The sequence below is a fragment of the Streptomyces sp. NPDC055962 genome (assembly GCF_042270185.1).
Taxonomy (GTDB): Bacteria; Actinomycetota; Actinomycetes; order Streptomycetales; family Streptomycetaceae; genus Streptomyces.
Window position 1 is genome coordinate 1 of the sequence record NZ_JBHJYN010000001.1, and the last position, 16,586, is coordinate 16,586.

Here is a 16,586-nt window from a genome sequence, read left to right on the forward strand (position 1 = left end):
ACCGGGGCCCTCCGGGCGCTTCCCTTCGTTCTTGCGTTTCCGACTCTATCAGACTCTTTCGTGTCCGATTCCCGGCCGAAGCGGGTTACTGCTTGTTTCGCTTTCCAGTTCTTCGCTTTCGCGTTTCCCTTTCCGGCGAGTCCGACTTTACCAGACTCTTTTCCGTTCCGTTTCCGGTCCGAATCTGAATCCAGCGGCCTGCGGAGTGGCCTTTGCCTTTCGGCGGATCCGACTTTATCAGAGATTCTGAGCCGGTTTTCCCGCCCCTTCGGGGTCTGTCCCGGCGCACAGGTGCGCGGGGTGCTTCCCGTTCAGGCGGAATGGCAAACGTACTGGAGCGGGGCACCCCGATGCAAATCGGGGTGCCCCGCTCCTGGTTGGCGACCTGCCGGTCCCCGTCGGGTCAGACCTCGACGACGACCGGAAGGATCATCGGGCGCCGGCGGTAGGTGTCCGACACCCACTTGCCCACCGTGCGCCTGACCAGCTGCTGGAGCTGGTGGGGCTCCATCACGCCGTCCTGGGCCGACTTGTTGAGGGCGTCCTCGACCTTCGGCACCACGGCACTGAACGCGGAGTCTTCGATGCCGGAACCGCGGGCCTGGATGTGGGGACCGCCCACGATCTTGCCGGACGAGCTGTCGACCACGATGAAGACCGAGATGATCCCCTCGTCGCCGAGGATGCGGCGGTCCTTGAGGGACGTCTCCGTGACGTCGCCGACCGAAAGGCCGTCGACGTAGACGTAGCCCGCCTGGACCTTGCCGACGATCTTCGCCTTGCCGTCGACGAGGTCGACGACGACGCCGTCCTCCGCGATGACGATGTGGTCCTTGGGAACGCCGGTCAGCGCACCCAGCTCGGCATTGGCCCGGAGGTGGCGCCATTCACCGTGCACCGGCATCAGGTTCTTCGGCTTGCAGATGTTGTAGAAGTACAGCAGCTCGCCGGCCGAGGCGTGGCCCGAGACGTGGACCTTGGCGTTGCCCTTGTGGACGACGTTCGCGCCCCAGCGGGTGAGGCCGTTGATCACGCGGTAGACCGCGTTCTCGTTGCCCGGGATCAGCGAGGACGCCAGGATCACGGTGTCGCCCGGGACGATCCGGATCTGGTGGTCGCGGTTGGCCATGCGGGAGAGCGCGGCCATGGGCTCGCCCTGCGACCCCGTGCAGACGAGCACGACCTCGTCGTCGGGCAGGTCGTCGAGGCTCTTGACGTCCACGACCAGGCCGGCGGGCACCTTGAGATAGCCCAGGTCACGGGCGATGCCCATGTTGCGGACCATGGAACGTCCGACGAAGGCGACCCTGCGGCCGTACTCGTGGGCGGCGTCCAGGATCTGCTGGATGCGGTGCACGTGGCTTGCGAAGCTGGCCACGATGATGCGCTTCTGCGCGTTGGCGAACACCGTGCGCAGGACGTTGGAGATGTCCCGCTCCGGCGGAACGAATCCGGGGACCTCCGCGTTCGTCGAGTCGGAGAGGAGAAGGTCGATGCCTTCCTCACTCAGCCTCGCGAAGGCGTGCAGGTCGGTGAGACGGCCGTCCAGCGGGAGCTGGTCCATCTTGAAGTCACCGGTCACGACGGCCATGCCCGCAGGGGTGCGGATGGCGACCGCGAGGGCGTCCGGGATGGAGTGGTTGACCGCGACGAACTCGCAGTCGAAGATCCCGATGCGCTCACGCTGTCCCTCGGACACCTCGAGGGTGTAGGGACGGATGCGGTGTTCCTGGAGCTTGGCCTCGATGAGTGCGAGGGTCAGCTTGGAGCCGATGAGCGGGATGTCCGGCTTCAGCCGGAGCAGGTACGGGACGGCACCGATGTGGTCCTCGTGGCCGTGCGTGAGGACGATGCCCTCGATGTCGTCCAGGCGGTCCCTGATGGTGGTGAAGTCCGGCAGGATCAGGTCGATGCCGGGCTGCTCCTCCTCGGGGAAGAGCACGCCGCAGTCGACGATGAGCAGGCGGCCGCCGTACTCGAAGACCGTCATGTTGCGGCCGATCTCGCCCAGGCCGCCCAGCGGGGTGACCCGCAGGCCGCCCTTGGGGAGCTTCGGCGGCGTACCGAGTTCAGGATGCGGATGACTCAAAAGACTCTCCTTACCACGCGCGCCACGTACCGCTGAGGGCACGTGGCGCGCATGTCATTCGTGCACTTGCTGTTGTCAGGTGGTGTTTCCGCCGCGAGTGTCCTCGCGTATTCAGTTGTGAAGTCCGTGGTTAGAGCTGTACCCCACCGGCAGCCAGATCGATCTTGAGCTGGGCCGTCTCCTGTGCGGTGAGTTCCACCAGAGGGAGGCGCAGCGGGCCGGCGGGCAGGCCCTGCAGGGTGAGCGCGGCCTTGGTGGTGATCACGCCCTGGGTGCGGAACATCCCGGTGAAGACCGGGAGGAGCTTCTGGTGGATCTCCGTGGCCTTCTGCACGTCGCCGCCGAGGTGCGCCTCGATGAGTGCGCGGAGCTCCGGGGTGACGACGTGGCCGACGACGGAGACGAAACCGATGGCGCCGACCGAGAGCAGGGGAAGGTTGAGCATGTCGTCGCCGGAGTACCAGGCGAGGCCGGACTGGGCGATGGCCCAGCTGGCACGGCCCAGGTCTCCCTTGGCGTCCTTGTTGGCGACGATCCTGGGGTGCTCGGCGAGGCGTACGAGCGTCTCTGTGTCGATCGGCACACCGCTGCGGCCGGGAATGTCGTACAGCATCACCGGGAGCTCGGTCGAGTCCGCGATGGCGCCGAAGTGGCGGAGGAGGCCCTCCTGCGGCGGCTTGTTGTAGTACGGCGTGACCGCGAGGAGGCCGTGGGCGCCGGTGCGCTCGGCGGTGCGTGCCAGCTCGATGCTGTGCCGTGTGTCGTTGGTGCCGACGCCTGCGACGACGTGGGCGCGGTCTCCTACCGCTTCCAGCACAGCCCTCACGAGCTGGTCTTTCTCCGCGTCGCTGGTGGTCGGGGACTCGCCCGTGGTGCCGTTGACGACGAGGCCGTCGTTGCCTGCGTCCACCAGATGGGCGGCGAGCCGCTGGGCGCCGTCGAGGTCGATTGCGCCGTCCGCCGTGAAGGGCGTGACCATAGCGGTGAGGACCCTCCCGAAGGGGGTCTGCGGAGTGGAGATCGGAGCCATGGGTAACACGCTACTCGTTGCTCGGAGCGTCGTGCCCCCTCGGGGGGACGAGGAAGAGGAGCCCGGCACTGCCTGCTCGGGGGTTCAAGCAGTGCCGGGTCCGTTTGATCAGCCTAGATGAACTTCTCGAAACGCCGCAATACGGACACCGCCTACGGGGCGACCCGTCCGTTTTTGTTGAAGGCGGCATGAGTGAGCGGCATTAGGGTCTGCCAGTGCTGTTCCATCTGCTCCCCGACCATCTCGATCTCGCGCTGCGGGAAGGACGGCACCTTGGCCAGCTCGTGCTGCGTGCGCAGACCGAGGAAGTGCATGAGCGACCGGGCGTTGCAGGTGGCGTACATCGTGGAGAAGAGTCCGACGGGGAGCACGGCGCGGGCGACCTCACGGGCGACTCCGGCGGCGAGCATCTCCTGGTAGGCGTCGTACGCCTGCCGGTACGACTCCTCCATGGCCCGGCTGGTGAGCTCGTGCTGCTCCGGGGTCCCCTCGACGAATTCGTACTTGCCGGGGCGGCCCTGCTGGATGAGCTTGCGGGACTCCCCCGGGACGTAGAAGACCGGCTCGAGCTCCCTGTAGCGGCCCGATTCCTCGTTGTACGACCACCCCACGCGGTGCCGCATGAACTCACGGAACACGAAGATCGGGGCGCTGATGAAGAAGGTCATCGAGTTGTGCTCGAACGGGCTGCCGTGCCGGTCCCGCATCAGGTAGTTGATGAGTCCCTTGGAGCGCTCGGGGTCCTTCGTGACCTCTTCCAGGGACTGCTCCCCGGCCGTGGAGACACGGGCTGCGAACAGCACGTCGGAGTCGCTGGCCGCCGATTTCACCAGGTCAACGGTGACATCGCTGCGGAAGTGGGCCTTCGTGGGCTCGGGGGTGTCGCTCACCGGCGGGGGTCCTTCCAATTGCTTCGCTCGGGCGGCGTCCACTCTACGGGCCGTGGAGAGGCGATCCGTCAGCGGGAAATTCTGGATGCTTCGGCGATTCGGGGCACCGATCGGGCCTCTCGTACGTCTGACTCATTAGCAGCACCCTTCACAGCGTTCAAGGAGAGTTTCCTCATGTTCCGCCGGCGTGAATCCGTCCCGTTCTCGTTCGTTGCCGAGGCCGACCGGTTCCGCAGTAATGTCACTCCGCCTCCCCGCCGGCGAGCCAGTCGCTCCCAGCTGGCCGCTCGATCCCTCGTAGGGCTCACACTGATCGCCGGTTTCGCCGGGTCGCTGCTCTTCGGTCTGCCCGCTCTCGACACCGCCCCGACGCCGTCCCACGGTCAGACCTCCGAGGCCTCCCAGCACCGCTGACCCGTACGGGCCCCCTGGAGTGGTCGGCCGGGGGGCCGCTCGGTAGCCTCACCGGGCACAGCAATCGAGCGTGCTTGTGAGTGAGGATCAGTCGTGCCCCTGCCCTTCCTGACGGCCGACCGCGTATTCGACGCGGACGCAGAGGACATCGCGCTGCCGTTCGACGACCACGACAGCTGGCGGCGTCCCTACCGTCCCGGCCCGTGGCGGGTCGCGGCGGCGGCCACCCTGCTGCTGCTGGCGTCCTTCGTCCTGCTCGCCGCGATGATCATCGCGTTCGCCGGATCGGTGGCCAGCGCCGGCCTCTGCTTCTCCCTCGCCGCCGTGGTGATCGTCTGCGCCCTGCGGCTCCTGCGGGTCGGCGCCTGGGTGAGCCGCCACGGCGTGCGCCGGGTGGGCTTCTTCCGCACGACGACCGTGCAGTGGCGGGACGCCGCTGCGGTCCGCACGGTGCAGCAGCCGGTGAAGTGGCTCGGATTCCCGCGCACGGTCCAGGGACAGGCTCTGGTCGTGGTGCGCAAGGGGGGCCAGCCGCTGGCTCCGCTGGTCACCGACCACAACGCGGACTTCCTGGCCCGCGCGGAGGCCTTCGAGCGTGCCACGGACTCCATCGAGGCCTGGGGCGACGAGTACCGCACCGGCTGACCCGCCGGGGCCCCAGGCCGCAGGGACCCGCACAGGCCGGTACGGCGCCGATCAGGCGCGTACCGGCTTGTCCATGTGCAGGGCGATGGCGCGCTGCATCGCCTTACGTGCCCGTGGGGTGTCCCTGGCGTCCTGGTAGGCGACCGCCAGCCGGAACCAGCAGCGCCAGTCGTCCGGGCTGTCCTCGGCCTCCTCACGCCGCCGCGCGAAGACGGCGTCGGCGGAGTCGCGGTCGATGCGGCCCGAAGGCGTGCGCACCAGCTCGTCGACGGGCAGGCCGCCCTCCGCGTCGAGTACGGCGGCCAGGGCGTTGGCCCTGCGGACGAACTGGGTGTTCTTCCAGAGGAACCAGATGCCGATCACCGGCAGGATCAGCACGGCCACCCCGAAGGTGACCGTGAGAAGTGTGCCGTGCCGGATGAGCAGCACGCCCCGGCTGCCGGCCAGGACGAAGTAGAAGACCAGGACGGCAGCGGTGACGGCGTAGGTGAGCTTTGCGCGCATGGGGGTGGGCCCAGTCAGTTCAGGTCGAGGAAGTGTTCCAGGCCGAAGGTGAGGCCGGGAGTGGTCACCACGCGGCGGGTGCCGAGCAGGATGCCCGGCATGAAGCTGCTGTGGTGCAGCGAGTCGTGCCGCAGGGTGAGTGTCTCGCCCTCGCCGCCGAGCAGGACCTCCTGGTGGGCGAGGAGGCCGCGGAGCCGGACCGAGTGGACCGGGACCCCGTCGACGTCCGCGCCGCGGGCCCCGTCGAGCGCCGTGGCGGTGGCGTCGGGCTGCGGCCCCACTCCGGCCTTGTCGCGTGCCGCCGCGATGAGCTGTGCGGTGTGGGTGGCCGTGCCGGAGGGGGCGTCCGCCTTGTTCGGGTGGTGGAGCTCGATGACCTCGACGGACTCGAAGTAGCGGGCGGCCTGCTCCGCGAACTTCATCGTGAGGACGGCGCCGATGGAGAAGTTCGGCGCGATGAGCACACCGGTCTCCGGGGAGCCGGCGAGCCAGGTGTTCAGCTGCGCGAGCCGTTCGTCGGTCCAGCCGGTGGTGCCGACGACGGCGTGGATCCCGTGCCGGACGCAGAAGTCGAGGTTGTCCATCACCGACGAGGGTGTGGTCAGCTCGACGACCGCCTGGGCCCCGCTGTCCGTGAGGGCCTCCAGCCCGTCGCCGCGGCCGAGCGCGGCGACGAGCTCCATGTCGTCGGCGGCCTCCACGGCTCGTACCGCCTCGGAACCGATGCGTCCCTTGGCGCCGAGAACGGCCACGCGCAACTTGCTCATGTGCTCTTTCCTTACGGAGTGATTAGGAGACCGCTTCGTGGAGACGGTCCGCCTGCTTGTCCTTCAGAGGGCCGATGACCGAGAGCGAGGGCCGCTGTCCGAGGACGTCGGCCGCCACGGCCCGGACCTCGTCGGGGGTGACCGCCGCGATCTTGGCCAGCATGTCATCGACGGACATCTGTTCGCCCCAGCAGAGCTCGCTCTTGCCGATGCGGTTCATGAGCGCGCCCGTGTCCTCCAGGCCGAGGACGGTGGAACCGGCGAGCTGGCCGACGGCGCGGCTGATCTCCTCGTCGCCGAGGCCGTCCGCCGCGACGCGGTCGAGCTCGTCGCGGCAGATCCTGAGGACGTCGTGCACCTGGCTGGGACGGCAGCCGGCGTAGACGCCGAAGAGCCCGCAGTCGGCGAAGCCCGAGGTGTACGAGTACACGCTGTAGGCGAGGCCGCGCTTCTCCCGGACCTCCTGGAAGAGGCGGGAGCTCATCCCGCCGCCGAGCGCGGTGTTCAGGACGCCGAGCGCCCAGCGGCGCTCGTCGGTCCTGGCCAGGCCCGGCATGCCGAGGACGACGTGGGCCTGCTCGGTCTTGCGGTTGAGCAGCTCGACACGCCCTGTGGCGCGCAGGGTGCGGGAGCCCTGGCGCGGCGCCGTGGGGACGGCGTCGGTGCGGGTCAGGGCGCCCGCGCGCTCGAACGCCTTGCGGACCTGGCGTACGACCGTGGCGTGGTCGACGTTGCCCGCGGCGGCGACGACCAGGTGCGTGGGGTCGTAGTGCTTCTTGTAGAAGCGGGCGATCTGGCCGCGGTTCAGCGCGTTGATCGTGTCCACGGTCCCCAGCACGGGGCGGCCGAGCGGGGTGTCGCCGAGCATGGTGTGCGCGAACAGGTCGTGCACGCAGTCGCCCGGGTCGTCCTCCGTCATCGCGATCTCCTCGAGGATGACGCCGCGCTCGGCGTCGACGTCCTCGGGGTCGATCAGGGAGCCGGTCAGCATGTCGCAGACGACATCGATGGCCAGCGGGAGATCGGTGTCCAGGACCCGCGCGTAGTAGCAGGTGTACTCCTTCGCCGTGAAGGCGTTCATCTCGCCGCCGACCGCGTCGATCGCGGACGAGATGTCGAGGGCGCTGCGCTTGGCCGTGCCCTTGAAGAGGAGGTGTTCGAGGTAGTGCGTCGCGCCGTTCAGGGTGGGCGTCTCGTCGCGCGAACCGACGTTGGCCCAGATGCCGAAGGTGGCGGAGCGGACGGAGGGCAGCGTCTCGGTGACGACCCGGAGACCGCCCGGGAGGACGGTGCGGCGGACGGTACCGATGCCGTTGCTGCCCTTGAGAAGGGTTTGGGTACGGGCGACGGCCCGCCCCTCCGAGGAGGGGCGGGCCGTCGTCACGGAACTACGGGACGTCACTTGTCGGTGTCGTCCTTCTTCTCGTCCTCTTCGCCCTCGATGACGGGGATGAGGGAGAGCTTGCCGCGGGAGTCGATCTCCGCGATCTCGACCTGGACCTTGGCGCCGACGCCGAGCACGTCCTCGACGTTCTCCACGCGCTTGCCACCGGCGAGCTTGCGGATCTGCGAGATGTGCAGCAGACCGTCCTTGCCGGGCATCAGGGAGACGAAGGCACCGAAGGTGGTGGTCTTGACGACCGTACCCAGGTAGCGCTCGCCGACCTCCGGCATGGTCGGGTTGGCGATGGCGTTGATCGTGGCGCGGGCGGCCTCGGCCTGCGAGCCCTGCTGGGCACCGATGTAGATGGTGCCGTCGTCCTCGATCGTGATGTCGGCGCCGGTGTCCTCCTGGATCTGGTTGATCATCTTGCCCTTGGGGCCGATGACCTCACCGATCTTGTCCACCGGGATCTTGACGGTGATGATCCGCGGGGCGTTCGGGGACATCTCGTCCGGGACGTCGATGGCCTCGTTCATGACGTCCAGGATGTGCAGACGCGCGTCACGGGCCTGCTTCAGCGCGGCGGCCAGGACCGAGGCGGGGATGCCGTCGAGCTTGGTGTCGAGCTGGAGCGCGGTCACGAACTGCTTCGTACCGGCGACCTTGAAGTCCATGTCACCGAAGGCGTCCTCCGCACCGAGGATGTCGGTGAGGGCGACGTAGTGGGTCTTGCCGTCGATCTCCTGCGAGATCAGCCCCATGGCGATACCGGCGACGGCGGCCTTGAGGGGCACACCGGCGTTCAGCAGGGACATGGTGGAGGCGCAGACCGAGCCCATGGACGTCGAGCCGTTGGAGCCCAGCGCCTCGGAGACCTGGCGGATCGCGTAGGGGAACTCCTCGCGCGACGGCAGCACCGGCACGATGGCGCGCTCGGCGAGCGCGCCGTGGCCGATCTCGCGGCGCTTGGGCGAGCCCACGCGGCCGGTCTCACCGACGGAGTACGGCGGGAAGTTGTAGTTGTGCATGTAGCGCTTGCGGGTCACCGGGGAGAGGGTGTCCAGCTGCTGCTCCATGCGGAGCATGTTGAGGGTGGTGACGCCCAGGATCTGGGTCTCGCCACGCTCGAACAGCGCCGAGCCGTGCACGCGCGGGATGGCCTCGACCTCGGCGGCGAGCGTACGGATGTCCGTGACGCCGCGGCCGTCGATGCGGACCTTGTCCTTGATGACGCGCTCGCGGACCAGCTTCTTGGTCAGCGCGCGGTAGGCACCGGAGATCTCCTTCTCGCGGCCCTCGAAGGCCGGGAGGAGCTTCTCGCCCGCGATCTCCTTGATGCGGTCCAGCTCGGCCTCGCGCTCCTGCTTGCCGGCGATGGTGAGCGCCTTGGCGAGCTCGGTGCTGACGGCCTTGCTGAGCGCCTCCAGGACGTCGTCCTGGTAGTCGAGGAAGACCGGGAACTCGCCGGTGGGCTTGGCAGCCTTGGAGGCGAGGTCCGACTGGGCCTTGCAGAGCGTCTTGATGAAGGGCTTCGCGGCCTCGAGGCCCGCGGCGACGACCTCTTCGGTCGGGGCCTCGGCGCCGTCCTTCACGAGCTGGATGGTCTTCTCGGTGGCCTCGGCCTCGACCATCATGATCGCGACGTCGCCGTCCTCGAGGACGCGACCGGCGACGACCATGTCGAAGACGGCGTCCTCGAGCTCGGTGTGCGTCGGGAACGCGACCCACTGGCCCTTGATCAGGGCGACGCGGGTGGCGCCGATCGGGCCGGAGAAGGGCAGGCCCGCCAGGATCGTCGAGGCGGAGGCGGCGTTGATCGCGACCACGTCGTACAGGTGGTCGGGGTTGAGCGCCATGATCGTCTCGACGATCTGGATCTCGTTGCGCAGGCCCTTCTTGAAGGAGGGGCGCAGCGGGCGGTCGATCAGGCGGCAGGTGAGGATCGCGTCCTCGGAGGGCCTGCCCTCACGGCGGAAGAAGGAGCCGGGGATCTTGCCGGCCGCGTACTGCCGCTCCTCGACGTCCACCGTGAGGGGGAAGAAGTCGAGCTGGTCCTTGGGCCGCTTGGAAGCGGTGGTGGCCGACAGCACCATGGTGTCGTCGTCCAGGTACGCGACGGCGGAGCCTGCGGCCTGCTTGGCCAGGCGGCCCGTCTCGAAGCGGATGGTGCGGGTGCCGAAGGTTCCGTTGTCGATAACGGCCTCGGCGTAGTGGGTCTCGTTCTCCACTAGTGATTTCTCCATACTCGTCGTCTTTCGTCCTGACGCCCGTGTGGCTCAGGACGGTGCGGAGAAGCGCACCGTGTGTGCGGGGCCGGTCTTCGATCGAAGCTCCCGGGCGTTGTCCCGGGGGCCACTACCGAGGACCGGCGGCGGCCGTGGCGCGCCTCTCCTCGTCCTTAGTCGTACGTCCAGGTTACTGAGGTTCCCCCCGGTACCGCACGTACGGCAAAGGGAGCGGCCCCCTAGAAGTGGGAACCGCTCCCTTTCACAGCGTCCTTACTTGGCGCCGCCGGCCGCGCCACGGCGGATGCCGAGGCGGTCGACGAGCGCACGGAAGCGCTGGATGTCCTTCTTGGCCAGGTACTGCAGGAGGCGGCGACGCTGGCCGACCAGGATCAGCAGACCACGACGGGAGTGGTGGTCGTGCTTGTGCGTCTTGAGGTGCTCCGTCAGGTCCGAGATGCGGCGCGAGAGCATGGCGACCTGGACCTCGGGGGATCCCGTGTCGCCCTCCTTCTGCGCGAACTCGGACATGATCTGCTTCTTCGTAGCGGCGTCGAGCGGCACGCGTACTCCTCTTGGTGTTCGATGCGCCCACGAGTGCCCCTGGTCTTGATCTCAGGGGAGCTTCCATGACTCGGAGGCGGAGGTCCGATGAGCGCAGCCCTCAGGATGATCCCGGAGGCGCGTACACAAACGGCCGTCACACAGCGTACCAGCCGCCGTGGACCCGGCCGTCCCTGCCGCCGGTGCGCGGCAGGAGGGTCAGCTGGTGAGCGCCCGGATCGAGTGGTAGACGTCGAAGACGGCGAGGCACAGGGGCAGCAGCGTCAGGAGTACGCACGCCTCGGCGACCTCCAGGAAGCGCCCCCAGAACGGGGTGACCCCCTTGCGCGGCACGATCAGCCCGATGGCGGTGATCAGGGCCGCGACACCGGCGACGGCGGCGGTGAGCCAGATCGTACGGATGTCGAGACCGGCGCCGTCCCCGCGGAGGGCCTCGGCGGTCAGTTCGACCGGCGGGTTGAGCGACAGCCCGAGGCCGAGGAGCACGAGGGCGGCGAGGCCGGCCCCCAGGGCGCAGCCGACCTGGGCGGTGTAACGGAACAGATGGGCGCGCATCAGCATGGCCACGCCCGTGGCGAGCGCCAGCAGCTGGCCCCAGACGCCGTCCGAGAAGCCGAGCACCGCGGCGGCGCCGACGGCCACGAGCGCGCATCCCCCGACCAGGCCGACGAGCAGCTCGTGGCCGCGCCGCGCCTGGGCGGCGATCCGGCCGGCGTCGACCGGGCCCTGCGGTGCGGGGTCGGCCGTGCCGTAGTCGCCGACGGTGGTCCGGGGCGGTTCGAAGCCGATCGGGAGGCGGGCGAAGCGGGTCGAGAGCCCGGGAAGGAACGCGAGGAGCCCGACGGACAGGGGGGAGCAGACGGCCGCGGTCTCGGCCGGCGTCATGCCGGTCATGATCGCGACGAAGGTCACCAGCGCCCCGATCGCGGAGGCGAAGACGAACGCGACGAAGGTCCCGTCGCCCTCGGGGGCGGCGATCATGAGGATCACCGACGCCACGAGCACGGCGGCGCAGGCGAGCAGGAACTGGAGCCTTCCGACACCCTGGCCCGCGCTGAGCGGCAGGAGCCCGGCACCGGCGACCGCGGCATTGGCGAGCACACCGATGCCCAGGGCGATGGACGAGCCGCGGTCCGCGTAGACACGCGCGCGCACGCAGGCCAGCGCGAGCAGGAGTACGGCGGTGACGGCGGCCAGGATGCCCGGCAGGCCGTGCATGTCGTGCCGGATGTCGGAGGTCCACAGGACGAAGCCGAGCAGGACCAGCAGGACGGAGCCGCCGAAGAGCCCGGCGGTGCGCATGAGGGCGTCACCCCAGAGCGTCCGGTCCCGGGCCACCGCGGTGGCCACGGCGTCGGAGACGTCGTCGAAGACCGCCGGGGGCAGCGATTCCGAGAAGGGCCGCAGGGACAGCAGCTCGCCGTCGAGGATGCGCTGGCCGGCCAGCGTGCGCCCGCCGTCGAGGACGGTGCCGTCACGCCGCACCAGGTGGTAGCCGACCGGGGCGCCCTGGGTGGGGCTCTGCCCCGACAGCCGGAGGATCTCCGGGTAGAGGTCGGCGACGGCGACGTCCTCGGGCAGCGCCACGTCGACGCGGCTGTCGGGCGCGACGACCGTGACCCGGCAGAAGCCGGTTCCGTTGCCGGACGGAACTCCGGGACCGGGCCGACCGGATCCGGTGGCCGCCGTTTGCGCCGTCGTAGTCACGTGCTGCTCCCCCTCATGCCTCTCCTGGATCTCCTGCGGCGCACCCCTGGATCACGGTTTCCGAGTCCGTCCCGAATGACCCATTTTTTTGCGGTAGTTAGCGGATGCGTACACGCGTCGCGACACCCTACCGCCCTCGGGTCACCGGGTACGCCAGTAGGATCCTCCCGCGGACGGAACCCGTCGCCACGGGGGCGCCGATAGGAACAGTTCCGTCCGGCAAGGGAATTGGTGAGCTGTGAGCCAGATCGTCGTCAAGCGCCCACCGCGGGCCCTCCCCTCCGAAGTTCCGGGCGAGCAGGTGCAGTTGCAACCTCCGCCGGAGTTGCCTCGTGGGCAGCAGGAGGGGGTGATGATGCAGCTGCTGCCGATGCTCGGTATGGGTGGTTCCGTCGTCTTCTTCTTCATGACGCCGAACCCGATCATGCGGATCATGGGCATGATCATGATTGCGTCGACCGTCGCGATGGCCGTCGCCATGATCGTCCGCTTCCGGCGGGGCACCCAGGGCCAGCTCGCCGACATGCGGCGCGACTATCTGAAGTATCTGACGCAGACCCGTCGCGCCGTGCTCAGGACCGCCCGGGAGCAGCGCGACGCACAGTTCTACCTGCATCCCTCCCCCGAGCAGCTGTGGGCGCTCGTCGCCGAGGGCAGCCGGGTGTGGGAGCGCCGCGTCGGGGACGGGGACTTCGCACACGTACGCATCGGCCTGGGCAGCCAGGAACTCGCCACCCCGCTGATCGCACCCGACACGGCACCGGTCGACGAGCTGGAGCCGCTGACCGCCGGGGCGATGCAGCAGTTCCTGACGACGCACAGCACGCTGGACGGCCTGCCGATGGCCGTCTCCCTGCGCGCCTTCTACCACCTGACGATCAGCGGCGAGGCCGAGTCCGCGCGTGGCACGGCCCGCGCGATGGTAGGGGCGCTCGCCTCGCTCCACTCCCCCGAGGACCTGATCATCGCCGTCGCGGCCGGCCGCGAGGCCGCTCCACGCTGGGACTGGACGAAGTGGCTTCCGCACGTCCAGGTGCGGGGCGCCATCGACGGTGCCGGCAGCCGCCGTCTGATCAGCACCAGCGTCGCGGAGCTCGAGGAGATGCTCGCGGGCCGCCTCGACGGCCGGCCCCGCTTCCAGCCGGGCGGTCAGCCGCTCATGGACCAGCCGCACGTCGTCGTCGTGCTCGACGGCGAGTCCGTGCCCGCGACGTCCGCGCTCGCGTCCGCCGAGGGCCTCCAGGGCGTGACGGTCGTCGAGATCGTCACGGGCCAGGTCAACGGAGCGCGCGGCGGGCTCTCGATCGTGGTGGATCCCCACGCGCTCCAGCTGGAGTCGGGGCACGGCCTGGTGTACGACGGCGTCCCCGATCTGCTGAGCCAGGAGGCCGCCGAGGCGCTGGCCCGTCAGCTCGCCCCCCTGCACGTGGCCTCGGGCGGCGACGACGACGAACCCCTGCTCGCCAACCTGGAGTTCACCGATCTGCTGAATCTCGGTGACGCCGCCTCGGTCGACGTGAGCCGGACCTGGCGCCCCCGCTCGCAGGCGGAGCGCCTCAGGGTGCCGATCGGCGTCGGCGAGGACGGCGCCCCGGTGATGCTGGACCTCAAGGAGGCCGCGCAGGAGGGCATGGGGCCGCACGGCCTCTGCGTCGGCGCCACCGGCTCCGGCAAGTCCGAGCTGCTCCGTACGCTCGTCCTGGGCCTGGCCGTCACCCACACCTCGGAGACGCTCAACTTCGTCCTCGCGGACTTCAAGGGCGGTGCCACCTTCGCCGGTATGGCGCAGATGCCCCATGTCGCAGCGGTGATCACCAACCTGGCGGACGACCTGACGCTGGTGGACCGCATGGGCGACTCCATCAGCGGCGAGCTCAACCGCCGCCAGGAGATGCTGCGCGACGCCGGCAACTACGCCAACATCCACGACTACGAGAAGGCGCGGGCCGCGGGTGCGCCGCTGCAGCCCATCCCCTCCCTCGTCCTGGTCATCGACGAGTTCAGCGAGCTGCTGACGGCCAAGCCGGACTTCATCGAGATGTTCGTGCAGATCGGGCGCATCGGCCGTTCGCTGGGCGTCCACCTCCTGCTGGCCTCGCAGCGCCTCGAGGAGGGGCGGCTCCGCGGCCTGGAGACCTACCTGTCGTACCGGATCGGGCTGCGGACGTTCTCCGCGGGCGAGTCCCGGGCCGCGCTGGGCGTCCCCGACGCCTACCACCTGCCCAATGTCCCCGGTTCGGGCTATCTGAAGTACGGCACGGACGAGATGGTGCGCTTCAAGGCTGCGTACGTCTCCGGCGTGTACCGCTCGGGCTCCGAGCCGGCGGCGTCCTCCGGTCCGCTGCCGGTGGACCGCAGGCCCGTGCTCTTCACCGCCGCCCCGGTGCCGGTGCGTTACGTGCAGCCGACGGCTCAGCCCGGGGTGCCCGAGGCGCGCAAGGCCGAGGACGACGCGCTGGCCGACACCGTGCTCGACGTGATCGTGCGCCGGCTGGAGGGCCGGGGCGCCTCGGCGCACCAGGTGTGGCTGCCCCCGCTGGACAATCCGCCGTCGCTGGACGAGCTCCTGCCGGGACTCTCCGCGGTCGAGGGCCGAGGGCTCACCCAGCCCGGGTTCGAGGGCTCGGGGCGCCTGGTCGTGCCGCTCGGCGTGGTCGACAAGCCGTACGAGCAGCGCCGCGACACGCTCTACCGGGACTTCTCCGGCGCGGCCGGCCACATGCAGATCACCGGTGGTCCGCAGTCGGGCAAGTCCACTCTGCTCCGCACGCTCATCGCGGGCTTCGCCCTCACGCACACGCCTCACGAGGTGCAGTTCTACGGTCTCGACTTCGGTGGCGGCGGCATGGCCTCCGTCTCCGGGCTGCCCCACGTGGGCGGGATCGCGTCGCGGCTCGACCCGGAGCGCGTGCGCCGTACGGTCGCCGAGGTGTACGGGATCATGGCGCGCCGCGAGGAGTACTTCCGCAGCGCGGGCATCGACTCCATCGCCACCTTCCGCAGGCTGCGGGCGCGCGGTGAGATCTCGGTGACGGACCAGCCGTGGGGCGACGTCTTCCTCCTCATCGACGGCTGGGGCAACTTCCGCACGGACTACGAGGCCCTCGAAGCCGCAGCCATCGACATCGCGCAGCGCGGCCTCGGCTACGGCATCCACCTGATCGTCACGGCGTCGCGTTCCATGGAGGTCCGGGCCAACCTGAAGGACCACCTGATGAACCGGCTCGAACTGCGGCTCGGTGACGTCATGGACTCCGAACTCGACCGCAAGGCCGCGGTCAACGTGCCCTCCGGTGTGCCCGGCCGCGGCCTGACCCCCGAGAAGCTGCACTTCATGGCCGCGGTGCCGCGGATCGACGGCATCAACTCCGACAGCGACCTCTCCGAGGCCACGGCGGCCATGAACCAGGAGGTCGCCCGTCACTGGACGGCGGCTCCCGCCCCGGCGGTCCGGCTGCTCCCGCGCGAACTCCCTGCGCGCGAGCTGCCCGCGGGGTACGCGCAGCCGGAGCGGGGCATCGCGTTCGGCATCGACGAGAACAACCTGGAGCCGGTCTTCCTCGACTTCGAGCGGGACCCGTTCTTCCTGGTGTTCGGCGAGAGCGAGTCCGGCAAGTCCAACCTGTTGCGCCTGCTCATCAAGCAGCTGACCGAGCGGTACGAGGGGAACGCCGCCAAGTTCTTCGTCATCGACAACCGGCGGGCACTGCTCGACGTGACCCCCGCGACGCACCTCGCGGAGTACGTGCCCATGTCCAACAACATGGAGCACCACACGGACGCGCTGTACGACCTGATGAAGCGTCGTACGCCGTCCCCCGACGTCACGGCCCAGGAGCTGCGTGAGCGCAGCTGGTGGAGCGGCCCGACGGTCTACGTCGTCGTCGACGACTACGACCTGGTCTCCACGTCCAGCGGGAACCCGCTGGGCAAGCTCGCCGAGATGCTGCCGTTCTCCCGGGACGTCGGCGTCCGGTTCATCATCGCCCGCAGCACGGCCGGCGCCGGACGCTCCCTGTATGAGCCCTTCATGCAGCGGATGCTGGAGCTGGGGGCCCAGGGCCTGATGCTCTCCGGCGACCCCATCGAGGGCGACATCCTCGGCAACGTACGGCCGCGCCCGATGCCCCCGGGGCGAGGCGTCTTCGTCACCCGGCGCCGCGGGAACCCGCTGGTGCAGTCCGGGCTGATGGACGTCGAGCGGTAGGCCCCGTGGCGTCGGCGGAGCGCCGGCGGTGACGGAGCGGGCGGTGACAGCAGGCGGTGACTCGCCGGTGTCACCGCCCGCTGCCGTGTCCGGGCGGTGACAGCGCGACACAGCGATTCCGGACGTCCACTTCTTCCATGTACCGGCCGAACGGGTCCCG

Annotated in this window: 12 protein-coding genes; 3 read left to right on the plus strand and 9 right to left on the minus strand. The window is 69.5% G+C overall.

The annotated features are described in order from the left end of the window. Window positions 1-403: 403 nt before the first annotated feature. From ACFC51_RS00005 to thyX, 3 genes are all read right to left on the minus strand, one after another. A complete protein-coding gene (locus ACFC51_RS00005; protein WP_376381086.1) occupies window positions 404-2,089 on the minus strand; it encodes a ribonuclease J in 1,686 nt (561 codons plus the stop codon). A 130-nt stretch (window positions 2,090-2,219) separates the two neighbouring features. Beyond that, window positions 2,220-3,119, minus strand: coding sequence for a 4-hydroxy-tetrahydrodipicolinate synthase (gene dapA, locus ACFC51_RS00010; protein WP_376381089.1), 900 nt, complete (start codon window positions 3,117-3,119; stop codon window positions 2,220-2,222). Window positions 3,120-3,271: 152 nt separating this feature from the next. After that, window positions 3,272-4,009: an FAD-dependent thymidylate synthase gene (gene thyX, locus ACFC51_RS00015; RefSeq protein ID WP_376381091.1), complete on the minus strand. Its 738-nt coding sequence runs from the start codon at window positions 4,007-4,009 to the stop codon at window positions 3,272-3,274. A gap of 174 nt (window positions 4,010-4,183) precedes the next feature. Here thyX and ACFC51_RS00020 point away from each other — a divergent pair, with 174 nt between their 5' ends. Both ACFC51_RS00020 and ACFC51_RS00025 read left to right on the plus strand, forming a co-directional pair. Next, window positions 4,184-4,423 (plus strand): hypothetical protein, encoded by a 240-nt coding sequence (locus ACFC51_RS00020; RefSeq protein ID WP_376381094.1) that lies wholly within the window; start codon window positions 4,184-4,186, stop codon window positions 4,421-4,423. A gap of 93 nt (window positions 4,424-4,516) precedes the next feature. After that, entirely contained in the window at window positions 4,517-5,068 is a 552-nt protein-coding gene (locus tag ACFC51_RS00025) for a hypothetical protein (protein WP_376381097.1), read from the plus strand. Window positions 5,069-5,119: 51 nt separating this feature from the next. Here the strand turns inward: ACFC51_RS00025 and ACFC51_RS00030 are convergent, their stop codons facing one another. The 6 genes from ACFC51_RS00030 to eccD form a co-directional block, all read right to left on the minus strand. Beyond that, the gene (locus ACFC51_RS00030; protein WP_376381100.1) at window positions 5,120-5,572 is read right to left on the minus strand and encodes a hypothetical protein; all 453 of its coding nucleotides are present in this window, start codon (window positions 5,570-5,572) and stop codon (window positions 5,120-5,122) included. 14 nt (window positions 5,573-5,586) lie between these two features. Then, window positions 5,587-6,339, minus strand: coding sequence for a 4-hydroxy-tetrahydrodipicolinate reductase (gene dapB / locus ACFC51_RS00035; protein WP_376526203.1), 753 nt, complete (start codon window positions 6,337-6,339; stop codon window positions 5,587-5,589). 22 nt (window positions 6,340-6,361) lie between these two features. Then, complete coding sequence (locus tag ACFC51_RS00040; RefSeq protein ID WP_376526205.1) at window positions 6,362-7,741, minus strand: M16 family metallopeptidase; 1,380 nt, start codon at window positions 7,739-7,741, stop codon at window positions 6,362-6,364. Further along, complete coding sequence (locus ACFC51_RS00045) at window positions 7,738-9,951, minus strand: polyribonucleotide nucleotidyltransferase (RefSeq protein ID WP_376376557.1); 2,214 nt, start codon at window positions 9,949-9,951, stop codon at window positions 7,738-7,740. The genes ACFC51_RS00040 and ACFC51_RS00045 overlap by 4 nt, the downstream gene beginning before the upstream one ends. A gap of 270 nt (window positions 9,952-10,221) precedes the next feature. Next, complete coding sequence (gene rpsO / locus ACFC51_RS00050; protein WP_003965855.1) at window positions 10,222-10,512, minus strand: 30S ribosomal protein S15; 291 nt, start codon at window positions 10,510-10,512, stop codon at window positions 10,222-10,224. A 198-nt stretch (window positions 10,513-10,710) separates the two neighbouring features. Next, window positions 10,711-12,219: a type VII secretion integral membrane protein EccD gene (gene eccD / locus ACFC51_RS00055; protein ID WP_376526208.1), complete on the minus strand. Its 1,509-nt coding sequence runs from the start codon at window positions 12,217-12,219 to the stop codon at window positions 10,711-10,713. Window positions 12,220-12,457: 238 nt separating this feature from the next. Here eccD and eccCa point away from each other — a divergent pair, with 238 nt between their 5' ends. After that, window positions 12,458-16,426, plus strand: a complete 3,969-nt coding sequence (gene eccCa / locus ACFC51_RS00060; RefSeq protein ID WP_376526210.1) for a type VII secretion protein EccCa — start codon at window positions 12,458-12,460, stop codon at window positions 16,424-16,426. Window positions 16,427-16,586 lie beyond the last annotated feature (160 nt).

Bases quoted from the DNA above. Each gene is read 5' to 3' on its own strand.
- dapA (WP_376381089.1), bottom strand. From the start codon at position 3,119: ATGGCTCCGATCTCCACTCCGCAGACCCCCTTCGGGAGGGTCCTCACC.
- ACFC51_RS00020 (WP_376381094.1), top strand. From the start codon at position 4,184: ATGTTCCGCCGGCGTGAATCCGTCCCGTTCTCGTTCGTTGCCGAGGCC.
- ACFC51_RS00030 (WP_376381100.1), bottom strand. From the start codon at position 5,572: ATGCGCGCAAAGCTCACCTACGCCGTCACCGCTGCCGTCCTGGTCTTC.
- dapB (WP_376526203.1), bottom strand. From the start codon at position 6,339: ATGAGCAAGTTGCGCGTGGCCGTTCTCGGCGCCAAGGGACGCATCGGT.